This window comes from Microbacterium sp. NPDC058342, assembly GCF_042723935.1.
GTDB lineage: Bacteria > Actinomycetota > Actinomycetes > Actinomycetales > Microbacteriaceae > Microbacterium.
On record NZ_JBHXID010000002.1, the window covers coordinates 109,163 to 132,586 of the forward strand.

The 23,424-nt window shown below is 70.6% G+C and carries 22 protein-coding genes; 6 read left to right on the forward strand and 16 right to left on the reverse strand.

Features of this window, described 5'->3' with window-relative positions; genetic code table 11:
• Positions 1 to 17 precede the first annotated feature (17 nt).
• The gene (locus tag ACFWHT_RS10535; protein WP_378828201.1) at positions 18 to 1,451 is read right to left on the reverse strand and encodes an MFS transporter; all 1,434 of its coding nucleotides are present in this window, start codon (positions 1,449 to 1,451) and stop codon (positions 18 to 20) included.
• Positions 1,452 to 1,595: 144 nt separating this feature from the next.
• Entirely contained in the window at positions 1,596 to 2,207 is a 612-nt protein-coding gene (locus ACFWHT_RS10540; protein WP_378828202.1) for an SRPBCC domain-containing protein, read from the reverse strand.
• 165 nt (positions 2,208 to 2,372) lie between these two features.
• Here ACFWHT_RS10540 and ACFWHT_RS10545 point away from each other — a divergent pair, with 165 nt between their 5' ends.
• Both ACFWHT_RS10545 and ACFWHT_RS10550 read left to right on the forward strand, forming a co-directional pair.
• Positions 2,373 to 3,890: a DUF222 domain-containing protein gene (locus ACFWHT_RS10545; RefSeq protein WP_378828203.1), complete on the forward strand. Its 1,518-nt coding sequence runs from the start codon at positions 2,373 to 2,375 to the stop codon at positions 3,888 to 3,890.
• A gap of 195 nt (positions 3,891 to 4,085) precedes the next feature.
• Positions 4,086 to 4,547, forward strand: a complete 462-nt coding sequence (locus tag ACFWHT_RS10550; RefSeq protein ID WP_378828204.1) for a DUF3817 domain-containing protein — start codon at positions 4,086 to 4,088, stop codon at positions 4,545 to 4,547.
• A 116-nt stretch (positions 4,548 to 4,663) separates the two neighbouring features.
• Here ACFWHT_RS10550 and ACFWHT_RS10555 read toward each other — a convergent pair whose 3' ends face one another.
• From ACFWHT_RS10555 to ACFWHT_RS10615, 13 genes are all read right to left on the reverse strand, one after another.
• Complete coding sequence (locus tag ACFWHT_RS10555; RefSeq protein ID WP_378828206.1) at positions 4,664 to 5,584, reverse strand: NAD(P)/FAD-dependent oxidoreductase; 921 nt, start codon at positions 5,582 to 5,584, stop codon at positions 4,664 to 4,666.
• On the reverse strand, positions 5,577 to 5,906 hold the full coding sequence (gene fdxA / locus ACFWHT_RS10560) for a ferredoxin (protein ID WP_378828207.1): 330 nt from the start codon (positions 5,904 to 5,906) through the stop codon (positions 5,577 to 5,579). Before fdxA ends, ACFWHT_RS10555 begins: the two co-directional genes overlap by 8 nt.
• Positions 5,903 to 7,300: an FAD-dependent oxidoreductase gene (locus ACFWHT_RS10565; RefSeq protein ID WP_378828208.1), complete on the reverse strand. Its 1,398-nt coding sequence runs from the start codon at positions 7,298 to 7,300 to the stop codon at positions 5,903 to 5,905. Before ACFWHT_RS10565 ends, fdxA begins: the two co-directional genes overlap by 4 nt.
• Positions 7,297 to 8,397, reverse strand: a complete 1,101-nt coding sequence (gene cobA, locus ACFWHT_RS10570; protein WP_378828209.1) for a uroporphyrinogen-III C-methyltransferase — start codon at positions 8,395 to 8,397, stop codon at positions 7,297 to 7,299. Before cobA ends, ACFWHT_RS10565 begins: the two co-directional genes overlap by 4 nt.
• Complete coding sequence (locus tag ACFWHT_RS10575; protein WP_378828210.1) at positions 8,394 to 9,293, reverse strand: ABC transporter permease; 900 nt, start codon at positions 9,291 to 9,293, stop codon at positions 8,394 to 8,396. The genes cobA and ACFWHT_RS10575 overlap by 4 nt, the downstream gene beginning before the upstream one ends.
• Positions 9,283 to 10,119, reverse strand: coding sequence for an ABC transporter ATP-binding protein (locus tag ACFWHT_RS10580; protein WP_378828211.1), 837 nt, complete (start codon positions 10,117 to 10,119; stop codon positions 9,283 to 9,285). The genes ACFWHT_RS10575 and ACFWHT_RS10580 overlap by 11 nt, the downstream gene beginning before the upstream one ends.
• Positions 10,119 to 11,189 (reverse strand): ABC transporter substrate-binding protein, encoded by a 1,071-nt coding sequence (locus ACFWHT_RS10585; RefSeq protein WP_378828213.1) that lies wholly within the window; start codon positions 11,187 to 11,189, stop codon positions 10,119 to 10,121. Before ACFWHT_RS10585 ends, ACFWHT_RS10580 begins: the two co-directional genes overlap by 1 nt.
• 60 nt (positions 11,190 to 11,249) lie before the next feature.
• Positions 11,250 to 12,590 (reverse strand): sulfate adenylyltransferase subunit 1, encoded by a 1,341-nt coding sequence (locus ACFWHT_RS10590; protein WP_378828215.1) that lies wholly within the window; start codon positions 12,588 to 12,590, stop codon positions 11,250 to 11,252.
• Positions 12,590 to 13,540: a sulfate adenylyltransferase subunit CysD gene (gene cysD, locus ACFWHT_RS10595; RefSeq protein ID WP_378828217.1), complete on the reverse strand. Its 951-nt coding sequence runs from the start codon at positions 13,538 to 13,540 to the stop codon at positions 12,590 to 12,592. Before cysD ends, ACFWHT_RS10590 begins: the two co-directional genes overlap by 1 nt.
• A complete protein-coding gene (locus ACFWHT_RS10600) occupies positions 13,537 to 14,229 on the reverse strand; it encodes a phosphoadenylyl-sulfate reductase (RefSeq protein WP_378829470.1) in 693 nt (230 codons plus the stop codon). Before ACFWHT_RS10600 ends, cysD begins: the two co-directional genes overlap by 4 nt.
• Positions 14,230 to 14,462: 233 nt before the next feature.
• Positions 14,463 to 16,181: a nitrite/sulfite reductase gene (locus tag ACFWHT_RS10605; RefSeq protein ID WP_378828219.1), complete on the reverse strand. Its 1,719-nt coding sequence runs from the start codon at positions 16,179 to 16,181 to the stop codon at positions 14,463 to 14,465.
• A 172-nt stretch (positions 16,182 to 16,353) separates the two neighbouring features.
• Positions 16,354 to 17,043: a sirohydrochlorin chelatase gene (locus ACFWHT_RS10610; protein ID WP_378828220.1), complete on the reverse strand. Its 690-nt coding sequence runs from the start codon at positions 17,041 to 17,043 to the stop codon at positions 16,354 to 16,356.
• Between the two features lie 130 nt (positions 17,044 to 17,173).
• Positions 17,174 to 17,824 carry a hypothetical protein gene (locus tag ACFWHT_RS10615; RefSeq protein ID WP_378828222.1) on the reverse strand — a complete coding sequence of 217 codons (651 nt, stop codon included), beginning with the start codon at positions 17,822 to 17,824 and terminating at the stop codon, positions 17,174 to 17,176.
• A 173-nt stretch (positions 17,825 to 17,997) separates the two neighbouring features.
• On the opposite strand from ACFWHT_RS10615, the gene dnaK reads away from it, so the two are divergent.
• The 4 genes from dnaK to ACFWHT_RS10635 are packed head-to-tail and all read left to right on the forward strand — an operon-like array spanning position 17,998 to position 22,005.
• The gene (gene dnaK, locus ACFWHT_RS10620) at positions 17,998 to 19,860 is read left to right on the forward strand and encodes a molecular chaperone DnaK (protein ID WP_378828224.1); all 1,863 of its coding nucleotides are present in this window, start codon (positions 17,998 to 18,000) and stop codon (positions 19,858 to 19,860) included.
• A gap of 2 nt (positions 19,861 to 19,862) precedes the next feature.
• The gene (locus ACFWHT_RS10625; protein ID WP_378828226.1) at positions 19,863 to 20,504 is read left to right on the forward strand and encodes a nucleotide exchange factor GrpE; all 642 of its coding nucleotides are present in this window, start codon (positions 19,863 to 19,865) and stop codon (positions 20,502 to 20,504) included.
• A gap of 7 nt (positions 20,505 to 20,511) precedes the next feature.
• Positions 20,512 to 21,504 (forward strand): DnaJ C-terminal domain-containing protein, encoded by a 993-nt coding sequence (locus tag ACFWHT_RS10630; RefSeq protein WP_378828228.1) that lies wholly within the window; start codon positions 20,512 to 20,514, stop codon positions 21,502 to 21,504.
• 18 nt (positions 21,505 to 21,522) lie between these two features.
• Entirely contained in the window at positions 21,523 to 22,005 is a 483-nt protein-coding gene (locus ACFWHT_RS10635; protein WP_378828231.1) for a heat shock protein transcriptional repressor HspR, read from the forward strand.
• Positions 22,006 to 22,035: 30 nt separating this feature from the next.
• Here the strand turns inward: ACFWHT_RS10635 and mgtE are convergent, their stop codons facing one another.
• A complete protein-coding gene (gene mgtE / locus ACFWHT_RS10640; protein WP_378828233.1) occupies positions 22,036 to 23,394 on the reverse strand; it encodes a magnesium transporter in 1,359 nt (452 codons plus the stop codon).
• Between the last annotated feature and the right edge of the window lie 30 nt (positions 23,395 to 23,424).

Sequence of the window (23,424 nt, forward strand, 5' to 3'; positions counted from 1 at the left end):
GGACAGGCTACGCGCGCTCAGACGCCGACGTCCTTCGGAAAGCGGACGAACAGCAGCAGCACCAGACCGATCAGCAGGATCAGGCCGATCCCGAGCACGCCGTAGACGATCCCCCCGAACCACGCGAGGAACAGCGACCAGGCCAGCGGCGACAGGAACGACGCGACGCGACCGGTCGTCGCGTACAGGCCGAAGATCTCGCCCTGCTGGCTCGGAGGCGTCAGACGCGTCAGCAGGCTGCGGCTCGACGCCTGGGTCGGGCCGACGAACGCGCACAGCAGCAGGCCGCAGACCCAGAAGACGATCGTGCCCAGGTCTTTCAGGGCGAAGACCACGAACGCCATCACGACAAGGCCGGCGAGCGTGATCACGATCAGGCGCCGCGGGCCGATCGCATCGTCGATGCGTCCGGCGAGCAGGGTCGAGACGCCGGCGACGAGGTTCGCGGCGAGACCGAAGATGATGACCTCGATGAACGAGAACCCGAAGCCCTGAGCTGCGAGCACCGCGCCGAACGCGAACACGCCGGCCAGGCCGTCGCGGTACACGGCGGCCGCGAGCATGAACCAGAAGGTCGGCCGGTTCGTGCGGAACAGGTTCGCGATGTTCTTCGCCAGCACGACGTAGGAGCGGAAGAAGCCGACGCGCTTCGAGGCGTCGTAGGCGGGCGACTCGGGCACGTTGCGGAACATCGGGATCGAGAACACCAGCGTCCACACCGCGCAGATGACCGCGACGAGCTTGAACGACAGCGGGTTGTCCTGCCCGACCGTGAACAGCACGGGGATGCAGGCGATCAGGGCGACCACGCCGCCGATGTAGCCGAGGCCCCAGCCGAGGCCGGAGACGCGTCCGACGTTCTTCGGCGTCGAGACCTCCGAGAGCATCGCGTAATAGCTGACGTTGCCGATCTCACTGACCACGGCGGCGATCGCCACGGCGAAGGCCCCGAACCAGAAGTACTTCGGATCGGCTTCGACGAAGAACAGGCCGAACTGGATCAGGGCGATCGCGATCGTCGCCCCGATGACCCACTTCTTCTTGTTGCCGCGCGCATCGGCCTGCTGGCCCAGCACCGGCGCCAACACGAGGATCAGGATGCCGGCGGCGAAGTTCGCCCAGCCCCACCACGCCGACAGGTCGGTGAGCCCCTGGCAGTAGGCGGAGCCGATGAACTCATCCTTGTTGCAGTTCATGTACGTGCCGTCGGCGAGCAACCCGGACTCGCGCACGGCAGGATCGAGGAACATCCGCGACGTCAGGTACAGCGCGATCCACACGAACGTGAGGATGACGGTGTTGAACGGCTGCATCGCCCAGTCCCACATCGCCCACGAGACCACCTGCTTGCGCGTGGCGGCGGGCGCCCCGCCCTCGTGCTCGCGCCCGAAGGCGGTCATCGCGGCCGTGGTGATCGGCGTCTCCGCCGGGGCCGGGTGCTCTTCGCTCATGCTCGAAGTCTGGCGTCGAGCGGTGAACGGCGGGTGACGGCGCGCCGCACGGCGCATCCTCGCCCGAAGGATGCCGCGAGCAGCTCGGCGAAGAGCGTCTCGAGATCGCGCTCGCCGCGCCGCCTCATCGCTCGCCGCGCCGCATCACTCGCCGCGATAGAAGGCTGCGGTTCTCCCGGCCATCGCGCGAGCCTCTGCGGAATCAGAGCCGGCGGCGATGTGAGCTGCCTGCCACGACTCTGCGCTCTGTGCGATGAAATCCCTGCCCTCGTCCGTCGCGTGGAGCTTGGCCATCTCCTCGGGATGCGAGCGATGGTCCCCCGCGAGGAACAGGCCGAGCGCCAGCAGTGAGCCGTCCCACCCGATGCCGGGGGCGGCGGGCCCGTAGGTTCTCCAGTGCTCATCGTCGGGAACGCTGTGGCGGAGCGTCAGGACCGTGCTCTGGCCCGCCGGGGTGAGGCTCACGTCGACGATGCTGGTATCGCCACCGTGCTCCCAGGTGATGCGCAGGGCGTGCGGTTCGCTGCACTGCGTGATGGTGCCGGTCGTTCCGCTGCCGGTGAGCCGGTAGCGGCCGCCTTCGACGAGGTCCCCGTCGATCGGCTCGAACCAGCGCGAGAGCCGCTCGGGGCTGGTGCACGCGTCCCACAGGTCGCCGGGCGTGGTCGGGAACGCCTGTTCGAGCACGACGACGTGCTCCGATGCGGTGTGCTCGACGCTGCGGGTCACGGCATTGATCTGTTCAGCGGTGTTCATCGTTCACTCCTTGTTCGGGGCACGCAGGTCCGGCATCGATGTCCATGAAGGCCAACACGTCGTCTTCACAGACCCATGATGCCCTGAACGTACTCCCGATACCCGGGCTCGGCCGGAGCCTCTCGTCCTCGGCCGAATGTCGGTGGCCCCTCGGATACTGGATGCATGACGGCACTGATGGATGTCTCTGTGGAGCAGGTGACCACGCTCGACGAGCTGGTCGACCTGGCCCAGGGCGTGCATCGCTCGATCACGAGTATGCAGGCGGGGCTCGACGGGGTGCTGGCGCTCGCGTCGCGCTGGGCGATGTCGGCGGCCGGCGACGCCGACGAGGCCGACATCGCGTTCCGCAGCGTCGCGGCAGAACTGGGTGCGGCGCTGCACGTCTCCGATCGCACGGTGCAGCGGCGGATGAGCGAGGCCGAGTTCAAGGTCGACCGGTTCCCGCTGGTGTGGGCGGCGCAGGGCGCCGGGCGGATCAGCGCGGGACACGCTCGCGTGATCGTGGATGCCGGAGACCATCTCGACGACCCGCAGGCGCGGGAAGCCTATTCCGTCCGCGTGCTCGAACTCGCCGAAGACGAGTCGCCGAACCGGTTGCGGCCCATCGCAGCGCGGATCGCGGAGCAGTACCAGCCCCGGTCGCTGGAGGAGCGGCATGCGGATGCTCGCGAAGAGCGTCGTGTGTGGACGAAGGACGCCGCCGACGGCATGGCAGAACTCGGCGTTCTGGGACCGGCGGCCCTGGTGCACGCGGCGTTCGAGCGGATCACCGGCATGGCCAAGGCGGATGCCGCCTCTTCGACTGTCGCGTGCGGCGCGGCGTTCGGCCCGGGCTCCACGCGGGGTGCGGCGCCTGTCACGGGTGAAGACGACGAGGCTGCCGCGAACACGGCGCCCGCTGCAGTCGACCCGCGTACGCTCTCGCAGAAGCGCGCCGATCTCGCCCTCGACCTGCTGCTGACCGGCGCTCCCGCAGGGCACGACACGACCGACGGGCTCCTCGCCGCGATCGTCCCGCACGTGAGCGTGACGGTGCCGGTGACGACCCTGATCGGCGCCGAGGGTGTGGCGACGCCGCCGGCGGAGCTGAACGGTCGCATCCCGATCGACATCGAGACCGCTGGGCGTCTGGCCGGCGCAGCGTCGGGATGGGACCGCATCCTGACCGACCCGATCACCGGCGCTCTGCTGGCGGTCGATCGGTACCGGCCGAGCGCACAGATGCGTCGCCGGCTGCAGGCGCGGGATCAGCGGTGCCGGTTCGCGTGCTGTGGCCTCCCCGCCCGCGACAACGACCTCGACCATACGCTCGACGCGGCTCTCGGCGGGCCCACCGACGAGGCGAACCTCGCGGGCCTGTGCCGCCGGCATCACATCCTGAAGCATCACTCGCCCTGGCACGTCGAACAGCTCGGTGACGGGCTCCTCGCATGGACCAGTCCCACCGGCCGGGTCTACATCGACAGACCGCCACCGCAGAACACCGTCATCTTCGCCGATGCCGATGCCGATGCCGTTGTCCGCGCCGACGCCGATGCCGGTGTCCGCACCGATACCGGTGTCCGCACCGACGCCGGTGTCCGTGCCGATACCGGCAGCGATACCGACCCGCCACCGGATTCCGGTGACACCGTCGACCCTTGGGCCGCGGTGCCCGGCGAACTTCTGGCACTCTTCTGACCCATTGGTCGGAGCTCACCGGCACGGCAGTCGTGCCGACGTGCGCAGCGCGCCGACCGAACCTCATCCGCAGCTCGGGTCTGACCGGCCGGCACGACGTGCACTCTCACCCTTTCGGTTGATCTTTCGCGCTCGAGCGCGGACCCGCTTCCCCGCTCGCCTAGCGTGGAGGAAGACCGATCCGAGGAGAAACCCGTGTTCACCCAGCCCGCCCGCCTCTTCCGCGCGCTCGCGATCGCCGAGGCGATCACCTGGACCCTGCTGATCAGCGCGCTCGTCGCGCGCGCTCTCGGCCAGCCGGCGGTGCTCGTGACGATCGCCGGAGGCATCCACGGATTCGTCTTCCTGTCCTACGGGGCGATGTCGGTGCTGCTCGCCTTCCACCAGCGCTGGCACGTCGGCGTCGCGATCACCACGGTCGCCAGCGCGATCGTCCCGTACGCGACCATCCCGGCCGAGATCTGGCTGCACCGCTCCGGCCGCCTCGAGGGCGAGTGGCGCCTGAGCGAGACCGAAGACCCTCGCGACCGCACCTGGTACGACCGCACGATGCGCTGGTTCCTGCACCGGCCGTGGGTGCTCGCCCTGCTCGTCCTCGTTCTCGTCGTAGCGATCTTCAGCATCCTGTTGCTCGTCGGACCACCCGGCGGTCGCTGACCCGCGTCAGCGTCGGCGTCAGTGTCAGGGCGTCGTGGCAAGCCACTTCCGCGGACCGCTGATCCGCGTCAGTGCGTCGTGGCGACAACCGCGTGGCAGTCGAGTCGGCGGCAGTGTCAGTGCGTCGTGGCGACCCCGATCGCGTCGTGCGTGATCACCGCGGCCACCCTCGCCCCCGCGCCCGCAGCGACGATGAGCTGCTGGGGACCCGGAGCGGCGACATCGCCGGCCGCGTAGAGCCCGCCCACGCTGGTGCGCCCCGACCGGTCCGTCACCACGTGCCCGTCGGCATCCCGACGAGGGGAGATGCCGTCGAGGAACGACAGGTCTGACTCCCACTCCGGCCTCACGAAGCCACCGTCCACCGCGTGGACGCCGCCGCCGGCGACCTGCACCCCCTCGATGCGACCGCGGTCTCCCACGAGCTCGGTGATCGCCTCACGCACGACCGTCACCCCGGCGGAGGCCAGCTCTGCCTCCTCGGTGGTCGTGACCGCCTCCGAACCGTGCGTGAAGACGGTCAGCCTCGGCGTCCAGTGCGCGATCAGCCGCGCGCGATCGGCGAGGTCGGCGGACTCTCCGATCAGCGCCAGGCTGCGCCCGCGCAGCTCCCAGGCATCGCATGCCGCACAGCTGAACAGGCTCATGCCGTAGAAGCCGCGCAGGTTGGGCACCTCGGGCAGCGTCTCGCGCAGCCCGGTCGCCAGCAGCACTGCACCCGCCGACACCGACTCTGTCGCCTCGCGCCGGCCGATACCCGCGACGAAGCCGTTGTCCGCGGCGCCGAGGGCGGTCACCCGCATCCGCGAGCGGACCTCGACGTTCGGGTACGCCGTCAGCTCCGCGCGGGCGATCTTGCGCAGTTCGGAGGGCGGCACGCCGTCGCGGGTGAGGAATCCGTGCGAGTTGAGCGTCGCCGCGTTGCGCGGACGGTCGGCGTCGACGACGAGCACCCGCGCCAGCGACCGTCCGAGATTCAGCGCGGCGGAGAGTCCGGCGGGACCGCCGCCGACGACGAGCACGTCGTACTCAGGCATCTCCTTCCCCTTGCAGCGGCAGCGCGGCCACCAGCGGGTGGTCGAAGGACAGGACACCCGTCTTGGCCGCACCGCCCGGTGAGCCGATCTCGTCGAAGAACTCGACGTTGGCCTTGTAGTAGTCGGCCCATTCCTCGGGCAGGTCGTCCTCGTAGTAGATCGCCTCGACGGGGCACACCGGCTCGCAGGCGCCGCAGTCCACGCACTCGTCGGGGTGGATGTACAGCGAGCGCTCTCCCTCGTAGATGCAGTCGACCGGACACTCGTCGACGCAGGCGCGGTCCTTGACATCCACGCAGGGCAGCGCGATGACATAGGTCATCGGGTGAGCACCCCCGGCCGCGAGATCGCCACCTGCTCGTCGCGCGGCACGACCTTCACGCGCTCGCGCGCGTGCCGGTGGCTCTCGCCGAGCGCGCGCTCATGGGCATCCAGCGCCAGCCAGCCGTCCCAGGTCGTGTACGCCGTCTCGCGCGCGTCGAGCAGATCGAGCACGTCGTCGCCGGCATCCGGAGCGCTCAGCAGTCCGGCCCCGGCGTCGGCGATCAGGTTCGTGATGGTCTCGAGCGCATCGGACTTGGTGTGCCCGATCAACCCCACCGGCCCCCGCTTGATCCACCCCGTGGCGTACAGCCCTGGCTCTCCGGTGACGCGCCCCGCCTCGTTCGGCACGACCCCGCGTCGCTCGTCGAAGGGCGCGCCGTCGACCCGCGTGCCGTAGTACCCGACGGCGCGGTAGACCGCCTGCACCGCGTACTCGCGCACCTCGCCCGTCGTGACCAGTGCGCCGTCGTGGCCGGCGGTGGTGCGTGCGAAGCGGATGCGCTCGACCCGTCCCTCGCCGACGATCGCCTCCGGCGTGTGCCAGAAGTGCAGGTGCAGGCGCCGCGACGCAGTGCCCGCCGGGCGCTCGCGCCAGCCGTTCAGGGTGCGCAGCATGACCTTCAGCTGATTGTTCGCGGCGGATGCCGGATCGACGCCCTCGAAATCCTCGTCGTGCAGCACGATGTCGACATCGCGCACCTCACCCAGCTCGCGCAGCTCGATGGGGGTGAACTTGATGTCGGCGGGGCCACGGCGGCCGAAGACGTGCACGTCGGTCACCGCTGACGCCTCGAGACCTGCGAGCACGTTGTCGGGCATCTCGGTGGTGCGCAGATCGACGGCGTGCTTGGCCAGCACGCGTGCGACGTCGAGGGCGACGTTGCCGTTGCCGATCACGGCGACCTCGCGGGCATCGAGCGGCCAGGTGCGCGCGACGTCGGGGTGACCGTCGAACCAGGCCACGAAGTCAGCGGCGCCGTGGGAACCCGAAAGCTCCACGCCGGGGACGTCGAGTGCGGCGTCGCGGACGGCGCCGGTGGCGAGGATGACCGCGTGGTAGCGCTCGCGCAGTTCGCCGAGGGCGATGTCGCGCCCGACCTCCACGTTGCCGATGAAGCGGATCGTGCGGCGGTCGGCGTCGTCGTCGGGGAACGCGTCGAGCATCTCGTGCAGCGAGTTGACGATGCCCTTGATCCGCGGGTGGTCGGGTGCGACGCCGTAGCGGATCAGCCCGTAAGGGGCGGGCAGCGACTCGAAGAGGTCGATCTCGACGCGGGCGTCGGTGCCGTGCGCCTGCCGCCCTTCGGCCACGGCGTTGGCCAGCAGATTGCCCGCGTAGATGCCTGCGGGACCGGCGCCGACGATCGCGACGCGCAAGGAGAGAGAGGTCATGAGGTGGGGGCCTTCCGGGAGAGCAGAGCGGACAGAGCGGTGCGGATGCCGCCACCGGCGGCCTTCTGGATGCCAGGCGTCAGAGACGAGTCGATCGCACTGATCAGGCCGGTGTCGACGGCCAGTCCCGCGTCGATCGCCGCGGCCAGACGCGACCGGGGTCGTGTGACGGGCGGTGTCGGCGAAGGCTCGGTCGCGCCCGTTTCGACGGCGAGGGCGCTGTCGGCGAGAGCGCTGACGGGAACGGGGGTGCCGGCTTCGACGGCGAGGGCGCTGTCGGCGAGAGCGCTGACAGGAACGGGGGTGCCGGCGCCGACGGCGGCGGCCCCGTCGGCGAGAGCGCTGTCGGAATGCGCGGGCACCGCGTGGGGGCTGAGGCGCACCACGTCGCCGACGACGACGACCGCGGGGGAGCGCACGCGATGCGCCGCGGCGAGCTGGGCGATCGTGGCGAGCGTGCCGACGGTCACGCGTTCGCCCGCGCCGTAGCCGTCCTCGACGATCGCAACGGGGCAGTTCGCACCGCGTGCGCCCGTCGCGAGCACGTGCGCGGAGTGCGCGAGCGTGCTCACGCCCATCAGCAGGACGACGGTGTGGTCGCTCCCCGTCGAGCTGAGCGCACCGCCCGGTTCGATCTGGTCGTGCGCGCTCACCACCGAGAACGATGCCGCCACGCCCCGGTGGGTCAGCGGAATGCCCGCCACGGCGGGCACCGACACGGCGCTCGTCACGCCGGGCACGACATCGACCGGCACCCCGGCCGCCTCGCAGAACAGCTGCTCCTCGCGGCCGCGGCCGAACACGAACGGGTCGCCACCCTTCAGGCGCACCGTCCGCCGGCCGCCGCGGGCGAGCTCGACGAGCAGCGCGTTGATGGCATCCTGTGGCACCCGGTGATGCCCCGGAAGCTTCCCGACGTCGATCACCTCGGCGCCGAGCACGACGCCCTCGTCGGCCAGCTGCTCGAGCACGGTGCGGGCGCCGAGCCGGTCGGCGACGATGACGTCGGCCTGCTCCAGAGCGCGCAGGCCGCGTCGCGTGAGCAGGCCGGCGTCGCCCGGACCGGCGCCCACGAGCGTGACGGTCGCGGGGGTCATCGCGCGCCTCCCGGTGCGAGACCGCGGGCGTGCAGCATCCGGCGTTCGAGCGGACCGAACAGCAGCAGCTCGATGAGGATGCCGATGGCGAGGATCAGCAGGATCGTGCCGAGCACCCCGGCGAGGTCGGCGAGTTCGCGGGACTGCTGCAGCATCGACCCCAGGCCGAAGCCGATCGACCCGCCGACCGCGATGATCTCGGCTGCCATCAGCGAGCGCCAGGAGAACGCCCACCCCTGGCGCAGGCCCGCGACGTATCCGGGCAGCGCGGCCGGCAGCGCGACGGACGTCGCCAGCTGCCAGCGGGTCGCGCCCAGCACGGTGCCCACGCGCAGCAGCTGCGGCGGCACCTGATCGACGCCCGACAGCAGGCCGTTGACGATCGAGGGGATCGCGCCCATCAGCACCACGAAGTAGACGGTCGCGTCCGACAGTCCGAACCAGATGATCGCGGCCGGCACCCACGCCACCGACGGCAGCACCTGCAGGCCGGATATCAGCGGTCCGGCCGCGCGGCGCAGCGGTCGCCATTCCGCCAGCAGCAGGCCCAGCGGTGTGCCGACGGCGATCGCGATGAGAAAACCGATCACGCCGCGCTCCAGACTGGTGAGCACCGCCTCCTGCAGGCGGCCCGACACCCAGGCATCCGCGAACGCTCCGGCGACCTGCAGCGGACTCGGAGCGATGTCGGGGCGGGGCTGGACGATCACGACGTACAGCTGCCAGGCGATGAGCAGCACAGCGAGCAGCGCGACCGGCGCCAGGATCCTGACCAGAGCGCCGTCGGTGCGCGGTCGATGCGGCTGCTGCTCCTGCAGACGGTCGAGACCGGTCGAGAGGGCGCGCAGCTCGTCGACCTCTCCGGTCGCCGGCTCGGTGACGATCTCAGGAGGCATTTCGGCTGATCTCCTTCCGCAGCTCGGCGGTGATCTCCGACGCCAGCGCGCCAACCTCGGGCGACTCGATGCGCCGGCCCGAGGTCTGCGCCACCCGCCATTCGCCGGAGATGCGACCCGGGCGGCTGGAGAGCAGGATCACCCGTTCGCCGAGTCGCGCCGCCTCGCGCACGTTGTGCGTGACGAACACGATGGTGCGCCCGGTCGCCCGCCAGACCCGCTCGAGCTCCTCGTGCAGCAGGTCGCGGGTGATCGCGTCGAGGGCGGCGAACGGCTCGTCCATCAGCAGCACCGACCGGTCCTGCGCGAGGGCGCGCGCGAGCGCCACGCGCTGCCGCATCCCGCCGGAGAGCTCGTGCGGGCGGCGATCTGCGGCTTCGGTCAGATTCACCGTGGCGAGCAGATGCTCCGCCTCGGTGCGGCGCTCGCCGCGGGACGCCCCGCGCAGGCGAAGCGCCAGCTCGACATTCCGCCGCGCGGTCAGCCACGGCATGAGCGCCGCCTCCTGGAACATCACCGCGGCTCCATCCGCGGGTGTCTCGATCGCCCCTGTCGTCACCGGCTCGAGGCCGGCGACGAGGTTCAGCAGCGTCGATTTTCCGCATCCGGATGCGCCGAGCAGGCAGACGAACTCGCCGGGGGCGATGTCGAGCGACACATCGTCGAGAACCACCGGGCCCGCCCCGTAGCGTTTGGTGACGTGGGCGATCCGCACGGCCGGGGCCGCAGGGGGACGGGGCGACGGCAGCGGGGTGACCGCGTCGAAGCTCGGACCCAGCCGAGCGCCGGTGAGCCGCGGGCGGGTGCTCTCCTCGACGGTCGGCATCACTGCTCCCCGAGCCCGGCAGCCGAGACGGGCTCGGCGTCGCGCCCGGCGAGAAGTCCGTTCAGCGCGCGCAGATCGAACAGGCCGTCGATCGAGCCCTCCTTCTGCGTGCCCGCGCGCACGCCGTTCTCGACGAGTGCGGTGAAGGCGGCGGCGTGCGGATCCGCCGTGAAGGTGACGTTCTCCAGAGCCCGGGCGATGACGTCGTCGGGCAGACGCTTGCCCGTGTACTCCTCGAGGGCGTCGTTGATCACGTCGGACGCATCGCCGGGGTGACCGCTCAGCCATTCCAGCGCGTCGAGATGACCCTCGAGAAGGGCCTCGACGACATCCGGATGCTGCGCCGCGAACTCCGCGCGCACGAGCAGCACCGTCGTCGGGAAGGCGCCGTCGGGCCAGAGGTCGGCCTCGTCGACGAGCACGTGCGCTCCGGCCTCGAGCACCAGGCGGGACGCCCACGGCTCGGGGACCCAGGCGCCGTCGAGCTGCCCTTTGCCGAAGAGGGTGAGGATCTGCGCGTTCTCCGTGGGCGTCACCGTGACGTCGCCATCGCCCGTGGTCGAGGTTGCGAGACCCTCTCCTGCGAGCCAGCTGCGCAGCGCCACGTCCTGGGTGTTGCCGAGCTGAGGGCTGGCGATCGTCGTCCCGGCCAGGTCGGCCGGGCCGTCGATGCCGTCGCGCACGACCAGCGAGGCGCCGCCCGAGGTGGCGCCGGCGATCACGTGCGCAGAGGCTCCGCCCGACTGGATGAACGTGTTGATCGCCGGATTCGGACCGACGTACGCGGCGTCGATGGCGCCCGCGGAGAGCGCCTCGATGGCGGCCGGCCCCGCGTTGAAGACCTCGGTCTTCACCTGCACGTCGTCGAGCGCTTCCTCGAACAGTCCCTCCGACAGGCCGACCAGCGCAGGTGCATGCGTGACGTTGGCGAAGTAGCCCAGGCGCACCTCTTCAGCCCCGCCGCCCGCACTCGCAGGCGACGGCGCACACCCTGCCAGCGCCCCTGCGGTGAGCGCCATGACGAGAGTCCCCAGTGCGGTGAGAATCCTGTTGTTGCGGGTGATCTTCACGGTTTCGCCTCCTTCAAGGTCGGTGGTGGTGCGGGTCGGAATCGGGTTCGAGTGCGGCGGTCAGTCGCCGACGACGGTGGCGGCGGCGAGGGTCGCACCGTCGGCCGGGTGTATGAGCAGCAGTGAGCCGCCCTCGCGCGAGCGCGCGTAGGGCTCGAGCGGGAGGGCGGATGCCAGGCGCAGCCGCACCCGCCCGATCTCGTTCTCGGCGAGGGCCGGAGCGTCGTCCTGCCCGAGATCGACGTGACCCAGCGTCTCGAGGTCGCGCCGGGAGATCAGCTCCGCGATCACGGCCTGCACGGTCGCGGTGCCGTGCTTGACGAGTACGCGGGTGCCAGGCGTCGTGGGGCGGCGGTCGAGCTGGAACAGCTCGACGTCGACCTCGCGGAGAAGCTCGGGCGCGGTCCCCTCCGCGACGATCAGGGCGCCGCGGGCGGCGTCGATCTCGTCGGCAAGGGTGACGGTCGCCGACTGGCGTGCCGCCGCCGCACCGGCATCCGCTCCAGCGACGTGAACGCCGGTCACCGCGGTGCGCTGCCCGCCCGGCAGCACCTGCACGCGGTCGCCGACCGCGACACGGCCGGCAGCGACGCGACCCGCGAACCCGCGGAAATCGCGCAGTCGCTCGGCCTCGCCGGCGGGGATGTCGGGGGAGAGCCCGCCCTGCGGGCGCAGCACCAGCTGCACGGGAAGGCGCAGGTCCGAAGCCGCCTCGGCGCGCACGGGGAGCGTCTCGAGCAGTTCGAACAGCGTCTCGCCCTCGTACCAGGGCGTGCGTGCGGAGCGCTCCACGATGTTGTCACCCTCGAGCGCCGACACGGGCAGCACCCGCACGGCGTGGATGTCCAGCTCGTCCGCCACGCGCAGGGCATCGAGCTCGACGTCGACATAGGCCTGCTCGTCGAAGCCGACCAGGTCGATCTTGTTCACCGCGACGATCACGTGCTCGACGCGCAGGAGCGACGCGACGGCCAGGTGCCTGCGCGTCTGCTCGACCACGCCCTTGCGGGCGTCGACCAGCACGATGACCGCGTCGGCCGTGGCGGCACCGGTGACCATGTTGCGGGTGTACTGCACATGACCTGGGCAGTCGGCGAGGATGAAGCTGCGTCTGTCGGTGGCGAAGTAGCGGTAGGCGACGTCGATCGTGATGCCCTGCTCGCGCTCGGCGCGCAGACCGTCTGTCAGCAGCGCGAAGTCGAACGCGCCGTGTGCGAAGCCGCGGGCTCGCGAGGTGGCGGCGACCTGGTCGAGCTGATCGGCCAGGATCGCCTTGGCGTCGTGCAGCAGCCGGCCCACGAGCGTCGACTTGCCGTCGTCGACGGAGCCGGCGGTCGCGAAACGGAACAGCGTCGTGCCGGATGTCGTGCCCGGCGGGAGAGTCTCTTCAGCGGCGCTCATCAGAAGTATCCGTCCTTCTTGCGGTCCTCCATGGCGGCCTCGCTGATGCGGTCGTCCGCCCGGGTGGCTCCGCGCTCGGTGAGGGTCGAGCGGGCGACTTCGGCGACCACGGATGCCACATCGGCGGCATCCGATTCCACGGCGCCCGTGCAGCTCATGTCACCCACCGTGCGGTAGCGCACGGTGCGGCGCACCACGTCTTCGCTTTCGCGCGGCTGGGCGAACTCTCCCCGCGCCCACCACATGCCGTCGCGCCGGAACACCTCGCGCTCGTGCGCGTAGTACAGCGGCGGCAGCTCGATGCGCTCGCGCTCGATGTAGCGCCAGACGTCGAGCTCGGTCCAGTTCGAGATCGGGAACGCGCGCACGTGCTGGCCCGGCAGGTGGCGGCCGTTGTAGAGGCTCCAGAGCTCGGGGCGCTGGTTGCGCGGGTCCCACTGGCCGAACTCGTCGCGCAGCGAGATGATCCGCTCCTTCGCGCGGGCCTTGTCCTCGTCGCGCCTGGCACCGCCGAAGACGGCGTCGTGACGTCCGGCGGCGATCGCATCCAGCAGCGGCTGCGTCTGCAGGGGGTTGCGGGTGCCGTCGGGGCGCTCCGCCAGACGTCCGTCGTCGATGTACGACTGCACCTGCGCGACCCGCAGGTCGACGCCCAGCCGGGCGACGGTCCTGTCGCGGAAGGCGATCACCTCGGGAAAGTTGTGGCCGGTGTCCACGTGCAGCACCGGGAACGGCACCCGCCCGGGCGCGAATGCCTTGGTCGCGAGGTGCAGCACGACCACCGAGTCCTTGCCGCCCGAGAAGAGCAGCACGGGCCGCTCGAACTCGGCGACCACCTCGCGGATGATGTGGATCGCCTCGGCCTCGAGCAGATCGAGAGTGCCGAGGTCGGCCGATGCGCTCGGTGGCGACGCCGTCTGCCGGGCCTCGTCCCGGATGTCCGCGCTCATACGTGCAGCCCGCATTCTGTCTTGGCCAGCCCCGCCCAGCGGCCGGACCGGGGGTCTTCACCGGGCGCGACGGGCTTCGTGCACGGCGCGCAGCCGATGGACGGATAGCCGTTCGCGATCAGGGGGTTCACCGGCACGTCATGCGCAGCGGCATAGTCGACGAGGTCGTCGAAACTCCACGCCGCGACGGGATTCACCTTCACCAGTCCGTTGCGCTCGTCCCAGACGATCAGCGGGGTGCCCGCACGCGTCGGGCTCTCATCGCGTCGCACGCCCGTGAACCACACCTCGTAGCCGCCGAGGGCGCGCTGCAGCGGAGCGACCTTGCGCCGTGCGCAGCACAGCCCCGGGTCCCGAGCGAACAGGTCGCGGCCGAACTCGGCATCCTGCTCGCGGACGGACTGCTCCGGCCGCACGTCCACGACCCGCACGTCGAGCCGCTCGGCCACCTCGTCGCGAGTGAAGGCCGTCTCGGCGAAGTGATACCCGGTGTCGAGGAACAGCACGTCCACCCCGGGAAGATGCTGGGCGACGAGATGCGGCAGCGCAGCGTCGGCCATCGAACAGGCGACGGCCGCCTGGGGGACGCCGAAGTGCGCAGCTACCCAGGCCACGACCTCGGCCGGACCCGCCTCGTCGGGCCGGCCGCTGCGCAGTTCGAGCGCTCCGCGCTCGGCGAGCTCACGCAACTGGTCGGGAGAGCGGCGGGGGGAGCGGACGCCGAAGCTCTGATCAGCGGCGCCTCCGCCGGAGTTCTGGGCGGCGCTCACTGCAGCGGTGCCGCTGCCGGCGTTCTGGGCGGCGCTCACTGCAGCGGCGCCTCCGCCGGAGTTCTGGGCGGCGCTCACTGCAGGGGTGTCGCTGCCGGCGTTCTGGGCGGCGCTCACTGCAGGGGTGTCGCTGCCGGAGTTCTGGGCGGCGCTCACTGCAGGGCCTCCTCGTCGGCGCGGTGCGCCCAGGTGGCGAACGTCTCGCCGCCCTCGCGGTCGGCGAGGAAGCGGCGGATCACCCGCTCGGCGTAGTCCGCGATGCCGTCGGCGGGCACCTTGAGGCCCCGCACGGTTCGGCCCAGACCGGCCTCGGGACGCCCCTCGGTGGCCAGGCCGCCGCCGAGATGCACCTGATAGCCCGGGACCTGCTGCCCGTCGATCGTGACGAGCTGTCCCTTCAGCCCGATGTCGGCGGACTGGATGCGCGCGCACGAGTTGGGGCAGCCGTTCACATGCAGGGTGATGGTCTGGCCGATCTCGGGCTCGAGCTCGGCCAGGCGCTCCTCGAGCCGGTCGATCGCCCGCGCCGCGTTCTGCTTGGTCTCGACGATGGCGAGCTTGCAGAACTCGATGCCCGTGCAGGCGATCGTGCCGCGGCGGAAGAGGCTGGGTCGCGAGGGCAGCCCCAGATCGTCGAGGCCCGCGACGACGTGCGGCACCCGGTCCTCGGGCACATCGAGCACGAGGACCTTCTGGAACACCGTCGGTCGCACGCGGTGCGAGCCGTTCGCCTCGGCCAGATCCGCCAGGCGCGTGAGCGTGGAGCCTGAGAGGCGGCCGACCGTCGTGGAGGCTCCGATGTAGAAGCGGCCGTCCTTCTGGCGGTGCACACCCACATGGTCGGGCGCGCCGATCGGTCGGGCGGGAGCCGGCCCGTCGGGAAGCGGCGAGGAGAGGTACTCGGTCTCGAGCACCTCGCGCATCTTCGCAGTGCCCCAGTCGGCGAGCAGGAACTTCATGCGCGCCTTGTTGCGCAGGCGTCGGTAGCCGTAGTCGCGGAAGACGCTCGTCACCCCGTGCCACACCTCTGCCACGCGCTCGGGCGCCACGAACGCACCGAGTCGTTCGCCGAGGCGCGGAACGGCGGCCAGCGCCCCGCCGACCCACAGGTCGTAGCCGATGCCGAGTTCGGGATGCTCGACCGCCACGAACGAGCAGTCGTTGATCTCATGCACGACGTCCTGGCTGGGATGCCCGGTTATCGCGGTCTTGTACTTGCGCGGCAGGTTGGAGAAGCTCGGGTCGCCGAGGTAGCGGTCGATGATCTCGCGCAGCTGCGGGGTGGGATCGATCAGCTCGTCCTCGGCGATGCCCGCGACCGCCGAGGCGAGGAAAGTGCGCGGCACGTCGCCGCACGCCTCGGTGGTGTTGAGCCCGACCGACTCGAGGCGGCGCCAGATCTCGGGTACGTCCTCGATGCGCACCCAGTGCAGCTGCACGTTCTGCCGATCGGTGATGTCGGCGATGTCTCGCCCGAACTCCGTCGAGATGCCGCCGATGACCCGCAGCTGCTCGGTCGTCAGCTGCCCGCCGTCGATGCGCACCCGCATCATGAAGTACTCGTCCTCGAGCTCGTGCGGCTCGAGCTGGGCGGTGCGACCGCCGTCGATCCCGGGCTTGCGCTGGGTGTACAGGCCCCACCACCGGAAGCGCCCGTGCAGGTCGGACGGGTCGATCGACCTGAACCCGCCCTGCGCGTAGACGTTCTCGATGCGCTCGCGCACGTTCAGGCCGTCGTCGGCGAGCTTGATCTCCTCGTTGGGGTTCAGGGGCTCGCGTCCGTCGACCGCCCACTGACCGTGGGGCTTGGTGGGCGTCCGGCCAGTGCGCGTGCGCGCGCCGCGGATGGTCGTCGGCTGCTGGATGGTCATCTCGGCCCCCTCGTGAATGGCTGCGGTTCACCGTACGGAGGTGCACGCGGTCCAAGAACCCCCGATGACACGCAAGGTCAACGGGCGAAACAGAAGGTCACGAGACGCGAAATATGACGGAGCGCGGGTGGCCTGATCGCACGTCGTGTGCATCCGGCCCGCGCCGGGCGCGTCAGGCGAGGTCGGCTGACGCGGCGGTGTAGCGGGCGACCACGAGGTCGACGAGGGCCCGAGGGATGCCGTCGGGGAGACGGTCGTCCAGCAGGGGAGGGGTCAGCGGATGCCCGCCCGCCTGTCGCCGCGCGAGATCGAAGAAGTAGCCCCGCGCCAGCAGGTACGTCGCCACGACGGCATCCGGCTGCGCGGCGAGCACGGTGGGGAGGTCGGGCTGACGGGCGGCGAGGTAGGCGAGGGTGATCCGGCGGCCGGTGCGCGTGCGCAGCAGGGCGGCGACGCCCTCGGCATCCGCAACCGAGCGCTCGTCGCGCGAGCCGGCCACGGCGAGCACCACCGGAGCCCCGGAGTCCCCCGTGTCGTTCAGGCGCGACGCCAGGACGTCGGCCAGCAGGGCGTCGGGGCCCAGGGGGGCGGCCACCGCGGCATCCGCACGCGCCGCCGCGATCCCGTGCAGATCGTGGTGCACGTGGAAGCCGCTCGACAGCAGCAGGGGAACGATCGCGACCGGACCGCCGATCGCGGCCAGCGCGTCGGCGGCATCCGGCTGCTGCACGTCGACGAACGCGGCGTGCACCTCCACCCCGGGCAGCGCTTCGGCGACCCGCGAGACGAGCGCCGCGATCGAGCGGGCACCGTCGACATCGGCGGTGCCGTGGGAGACGGCGAGCAGCGCGGGGCGGGTCATGCAAGCCAGCGTAGGCGGTGCGCGAACGCCAGGATGCCCGTGCTCAGTCGACCCTCACCGCGTTCTCGTTCCAGACCGTTCGCGCCGCCGCCAGCACGTCGCCCGACGCGCACTCGCGCGGCGGCACTCATCAGCGCAGGACCACGGTGTTCTTCTGCAACAGGGTCTCAGCCGTCTCGAGAGCGAGTTCCTCGGAATCGCAGGTGGCGAAGAACAGCACACCACGCTCGATGCTGACCAGTGCACGCGCGAAGAACACGCCGACCACCCCCGTTTCGGCCTGCGCGATGTACCGCCTTGCGGCGAGGCCGGGATTCCCCGCAGTCTGGAAGCCGAGGGAGCTGCTGATCACGGCGGCGGGGTCCATGCGGACTGCTCCTCGCTCGACCTCCGACCGCAAGGCGTCATCCGACGCCTGCAGATCAGTGAGACCCGTCGTACCGGCGAGGTCAAGGTGCATGAAGCTCGCGACGCACGTCAACTCCGCGTTGTAGACGACGTGATCCCCCTCGTTCAGATCCGCCATGCGATCATCCACCAGTTCCCAGCCCTGCATGTCGTCGAGAGCCAGATCCCAGTGAACGGTCGTGTCGGCGGGCAGGCCGATTCCGCTCTCGAAGCCCAGCGTCGTGATGTCGGCCGCGGTCGCGGTCGCGGTGCTGTGCGGGCTGGCCGGCGCGTTCGGGGACGTGCTCGGTGACGCCCGTTCGCTGCAGCCGACCATCGCGGCGGCGCCGAGCAGCAGTATGAGGAATGCGCCGACCGATCTCGAGGTCTTCATGAGCGTCAAGGTAGGCGAAGGCGGCCTCGTCGCGTTTCAGGCCTGTGGACAACTCAAACCTGAGTCGAGCCGTATCAACTTTGTTGACAGGGAAGAGTGAGGGGCGTATCCTTGAGTCATCGCGGCTCAGGTTTTCTGACCCCCCCCTGACTTCACACAACAAGGAGAAACACATGGCACGTGCTGTCGGAATCGACCTCGGAACCACCAACTCCGTCGTCAGCGTCCTCGAGGGCGGCGAGCCCAAGGTCATCGCCAACGCCGAGGGCTTCCGCACCACCCCCTCGGTGGTCGCCTACACCAAGGACGGCGAGGTGCTCGTCGGCGAGACCGCCAAGCGCCAGGCCGTCACCAACGTCGACCGCACGATCTCGTCGGTCAAGCGCCACATGGGCACCGACTGGTCCTTCGACGTCGACGGCAAGAAGTGGACGCCGCAGGAGATCTCGGCGCGCATCCTCATGAAGCTCAAGCGCGACGCCGAGTCGTACCTGGGCGACACCGTGACGGATGCCGTCATCACCGTCCCCGCGTACTTCAACGACGCCGAGCGCCAGGCCACCAAGGAGGCCGGCGAGATCTCCGGCCTGAACGTGCTGCGCATCATCAACGAGCCCACCGCCGCCGCCCTGGCCTACGGCCTGGACAAGGGCAAGGAGGACGAGCTGATCCTCGTCTTCGACCTCGGTGGCGGAACCTTCGACGTGTCGCTGCTCGAGGTGGGCAAGGACGACGACTTCTCCACCATCCAGGTGCGCGCCACCGCCGGTGACAACCGCCTCGGCGGCGACGACTGGGACCAGCGCGTGGTCGACTTCCTCATCAAGCAGTTCAAGGAGACCTCGGGCGTCGACGTCTCGGGCGACAAGATCGCCCTGCAGCGCCTGAAGGAGGCCGCGGAGCAGGCCAAGAAGGAGCTCTCGTCCTCGACGAGCACCTCCATCAACCTGCCCTACCTCTCGCTCACCGACGCCGGTCCCGTCTCGCTCTCCGAGACCCTGACCCGCGCGAAGTTCGAGGACCTCACGAAGGACCTGCTCGACCGCACCAAGAAGCCCTTCGAGGACGTCATCCGCGAGGCCGGCATCAAGGTCGCCGACATCGACCACATCGTGCTGGTCGGCGGATCGACCCGCATGCCCGCGGTCGCCGAGCTCGTCAAGCGCGAGACCGGCAAGGAGGCCAACAAGGGCGTCAACCCGGACGAGGTCGTCGCCGTCGGCGCAGCCCTGCAGGCCGGTGTCCTCAAGGGTGAGCGCAAGGACGTGCTACTCATCGACGTCACCCCGCTGAGCCTCGGCATCGAGACCAAGGGCGGCCGCATGACCAAGCTCATCGACCGCAACACGGCCATCCCGACCAAGCGCAGCGAGACCTTCACCACCGCCGACGACAACCAGCCGTCGGTCGCGATCCAGGTCTTCCAGGGCGAGCGCGAGTTCACCCGCGACAACAAGCCGCTGGGCACCTTCGAGCTCACCGGCATCGCCCCCGCGCCCCGTGGCATCCCGCAGATCGAGGTCACCTTCGACATCGACGCCAACGGCATCGTGCACGTGTCCGCCAAGGACAAGGGCACCGGCAAGGAGCAGTCGATGACCATCACCGGCGGCTCGTCGCTGTCGAAGGACGACATCGAGCGCATGGTGCGCGAGGCCGAGGAGAACGCCGCCGAGGACAAGCGCCGCGCCGAAGCGCTCGAGCAGCGCAACCAGGCCGAGTCGCTCGCGTACTCGATCGAGAAGCTCATCAAGGAGAACGAGGACAAGCTGCCCGAGGACGTCAAGTCCGAGGTGCAGGCCGACGTCGATGCGCTCAAGACGGCTCTCGCCGGCGAGGACGACGACGCCGTCAAGACCGCGTTCGACAAGCTGAACGCCTCGCAGGGCAAGCTGGGCGAGGCCATCTACGCGCAGTCGCAGGCGGATGCCGCCGGCGCGGCCGGCTCGGCCGACGAGGGCGCCCCCGCCGACACCGCGTCCGACGAGGACGTGGTGGACGCCGAGGTCATCGACGACGAGGACGAGAAGAAGTAACCATGACGGACAAGAACTTCGACGAGAACAGCGCCGAGGTTCCGGGCGAGGGGTCGGATGCTCAGGCATCCGGCCCCGAGTCGCAGAACCAGAGCGTTCCGCAGGACTCCACCGGGGCCGCGGCGGCCGAGGGATCCGACGACGACTTCACGGTCGACGACATCCTCAACGCCACCCAGATCGACGACGCCGCCTCCGAGGACGGTTCCGACTCCGGCATCGCGGATGCCGAGCACGCGCTGCTGACCGACCTCAAGCGCCTCACGGCCGAGTACGCCAACTACCGGCGTCGCACCGAGGAGCAGCGCCACATCGAGATCGCCCGCGCCAAGGGCGAGGCCGCGAAGGGTCTGCTCCCCGTGCTCGACGACCTCGACCGCGCGCAGCAGCACGGCGACCTCGCAGAGGGCTCGCCCTTCGCCGTGATCGCCGAGAAGGTGCGTGGCGTCGTCGAACGCCTCGGCGTGACCGCGTACGGCGAGAAGGGCGAGGAGTTCGACCCGCAGCGCCACGAGGCGATCTTCCAGCAGCCCACCCCCGGCGCCACCTCCTCGACCGTCCTCGACGTCGTCGAGGTCGGCTACCGCCTGGGCGACGTCGAGCTGCGACCGGCGAAGGTCGTCGTCGCCGTCCCCGCGGAGTAGGTGATCGATGGCTAGCCAGGACTGGTTCGACAAGGACTTCTACAAGACGCTCGGCGTCTCGAAGGACATCTCCGACGCGGATCTGAAGAAGACCTACCGCAAGCTTGCCCGCAAGTACCACCCGGACTCCAACGCCGGGGATGCCGCTGCCGAGGCGAAGTTCAAGGAGATCAGCGAGGCGTACAGCGTGCTCAGCGACGCCGAGCAGCGTCGCGAGTACGACGAGATCCGTGCGATGGGATCGGGCGCGCGCTTCACCGCGCCCGGCGGCGGCGGGGCGGGCGGTTTCGACGACGTCTTCAGCCGGTTCGGGCAGGGCGGCCGGCAGGCCGACTTCGACGACATCTTCTCGATGTTCAGCCAGGGCGGCGGCGCCGGGGGAGGCTCCTTCGGCTCCGGTCGCTTCGGGCAGCCGACGGGCGGGTTCCGCGGCTTCGGCGGCCCGCAGAAGGGCGCCGACGTCACGGCCCGCACCACGATCGACTTCGCCACCGCGGCGCAGGGGGAGACCATCACCCTGCAGGCCGAGGACGGCAAGCCGTTCAAGATCAAGGTGCCCGCCGGCGTCGCCGATGGACAGAAGATCCGGCTGCGCGGCCGCGGCCGGCCTTCGCCCGACGGCGGGGAGCCCGGTGACATCGTCGTGCTGGTGACCGTGCGTCCGCATCCGGTGTTCACCCGTGACGGGCTCAACCTGCGGGTGACCGTGCCCGTCACGTTCACCGAGGCCACGCTCGGCGCCACCATCGAGGTCCCGACGCTCGGCGGCGACCCCGTCAAGCTGCGGGTGGCACCCGGCACCCCCTCGGGCCGCGTGCTGCGGGTGAAGGGCCGGGGCATCGCCTCGACCAAGAAGGGCACCGGCGATCTGCTCGCCGAGCTGCAGGTGGCCGTGCCCGCGCATCTCGACGATGCGGCCCGCGAGGCACTGGAGCGCTTCCACGAGCTCGAGCCCAAGGAGAACCCCCGGGCCGAGATGATGTCCAAGGCTCGCGGGTGACGAGGAATCAGGCCTGACATGGACGCCGAATCCCCCGTCTTCGCGATCGCGGTCGCGGCCGAGCTGGCCGGGATGCACCCCCAGACGCTGCGGCAGTACGACCGCATCGGCCTGGTGGTCCCCGGCCGCACGCGCGGCGGCTCGCGGCGCTACTCGATGCGCGACATCGAGCAGCTCCGCGAGGTCGCGCAGCTCTCGAGCGAGGGGATGAGCCTGCCGGCGATCGCGCGCCTGCTGGATCTGGAGGACGAGGTGCGGATGCTGCGCCGCCGCGTCTCCGACTTGGAGGGGGCGCTGCGCAGCGAGCGGGAGAGCCGACCTGGCGTGCGGGTCTTCGCCGCCGGCGCGACGGGATCGATCGTCACGCTCGCCTCGGGCCGCCGCATCCGTCGCTCCACCGAGGTCGTGCTGTGGCGCCCGCGGGCGGCATCCGTCTCAGACGACGCCGCCCCCGACGGTTCCGCGCCCGACGACTCCGCCCCTGCCTCCGAGGGCGGCTGAGCCGACTGCGACGCTGATCCGTCGTCCTCCTCAGATGCCCAGCACGGCCTTCGCGATGAGGAAGTAGATGATCAGGCCCGTCGCGTCGACGAAGGTCGTGATGAACGGGTTGGAGAACACCGCCGGGTCGACCCGGATGGCTCGCGCCGCGAGCGGCATGACGCCGCCGATCGAGGCGGCCACGGTGCACACCGCGACGAGTGTCAGCCCGATCACCGTTCCGATGTGCCAGTCGTAGATCAGCCCCGCCAGGGCGAAGCCGAGCATCCCGAGCAGCAGTCCCAGGCTGAACCCGACCCGGATCTCGCGGGAGAGCACGCGACGCAGATCGCGCGGCGTCACCTCGCCGAGGGCGAGGGAGCGCGTCACCGTCGTGGCCGCCTGATTGCCGGTGTTGCCGCCCGTGCCGATCAGCAGCGGCACGAACAGAGCCAGTACGGTCATCTGCGCGAGCGTCGCCTCGAAGGAGTCGAGCACCTGCACGGTCAGCGTCGCGCCGACGGCCAGCACGAGCAGCCACACCACCCGCGAACGCACCAGGTGACGGATCGGGGTGGACAGGTACGAGCGGCGCAGCGGCTCGACGCCGCCCTGGCGCGCGGCATCCTCGCTCTCCTCCTGCTTCAGGATGCGCGCCGCGTCGTCGATCGTGAGGATGCCGACCAGCCGCTGCTCGCGGTCGACCACCGGGAGGGCGAGCAGCCCGTAGTCGGTGGTGCGGCGGGCGGCGGCCTCGGCATCCTCCGTGACCTCGGCGAGGTGCGCGTCGCTCATCAGGTCCGCGATGACGGTGTCCTCCTCGGCCGACAGCAGGTCGCGCAGGCTCACCACGCCGACGACCCGCCGGCCGCCGTCGGTCACCGGCAACGTGTAGACGGTCTCGGCGCTGCCGAGCGCGGCGCGCACCCGCACCAGGGTCTCGGCGACCGTGAGGTGCGGATGCGTGGTGACGAACTCCGGGCTCATCCGCCTTCCGATCGAGGCGTGCGGGTACCCGAGCATGCCGGAGGTGAGGTCGCGCTCCTGGCGTGTCAGTCCGCGCAGCAGCTGCGGGGCGACGGTCGCCGGCAGCTCGTCGAGCAGCCAGACCCGATCGTCCGGGTCCATCTCGGCGAACAGGGCGGTGACCTCGACATTGCGCAGAGCGCCGACGAGGTCGCCGCGCGCGCCGGGAGAGAGCGCCTCGAAGACCTCGAGCGCGCGGGCTTTGGCCAGCAGGCGGTAGACGATCGCCGCGTCCTCGATGCCGAGTCTGTCGACCAGCTCGACGACCTCGGGCACCGACAGCGGTGTGAGGACCGCCGATGCGCCGGCCAGGTCGCCCTGGGAGATGAGACGGCGGATGTCGTCGGCGGCCTCGGAGACGTTCTGAAGCTGAGTGGGGGTCATGGCGTGCCTTCAGGAAGGCACCGCGCCGAG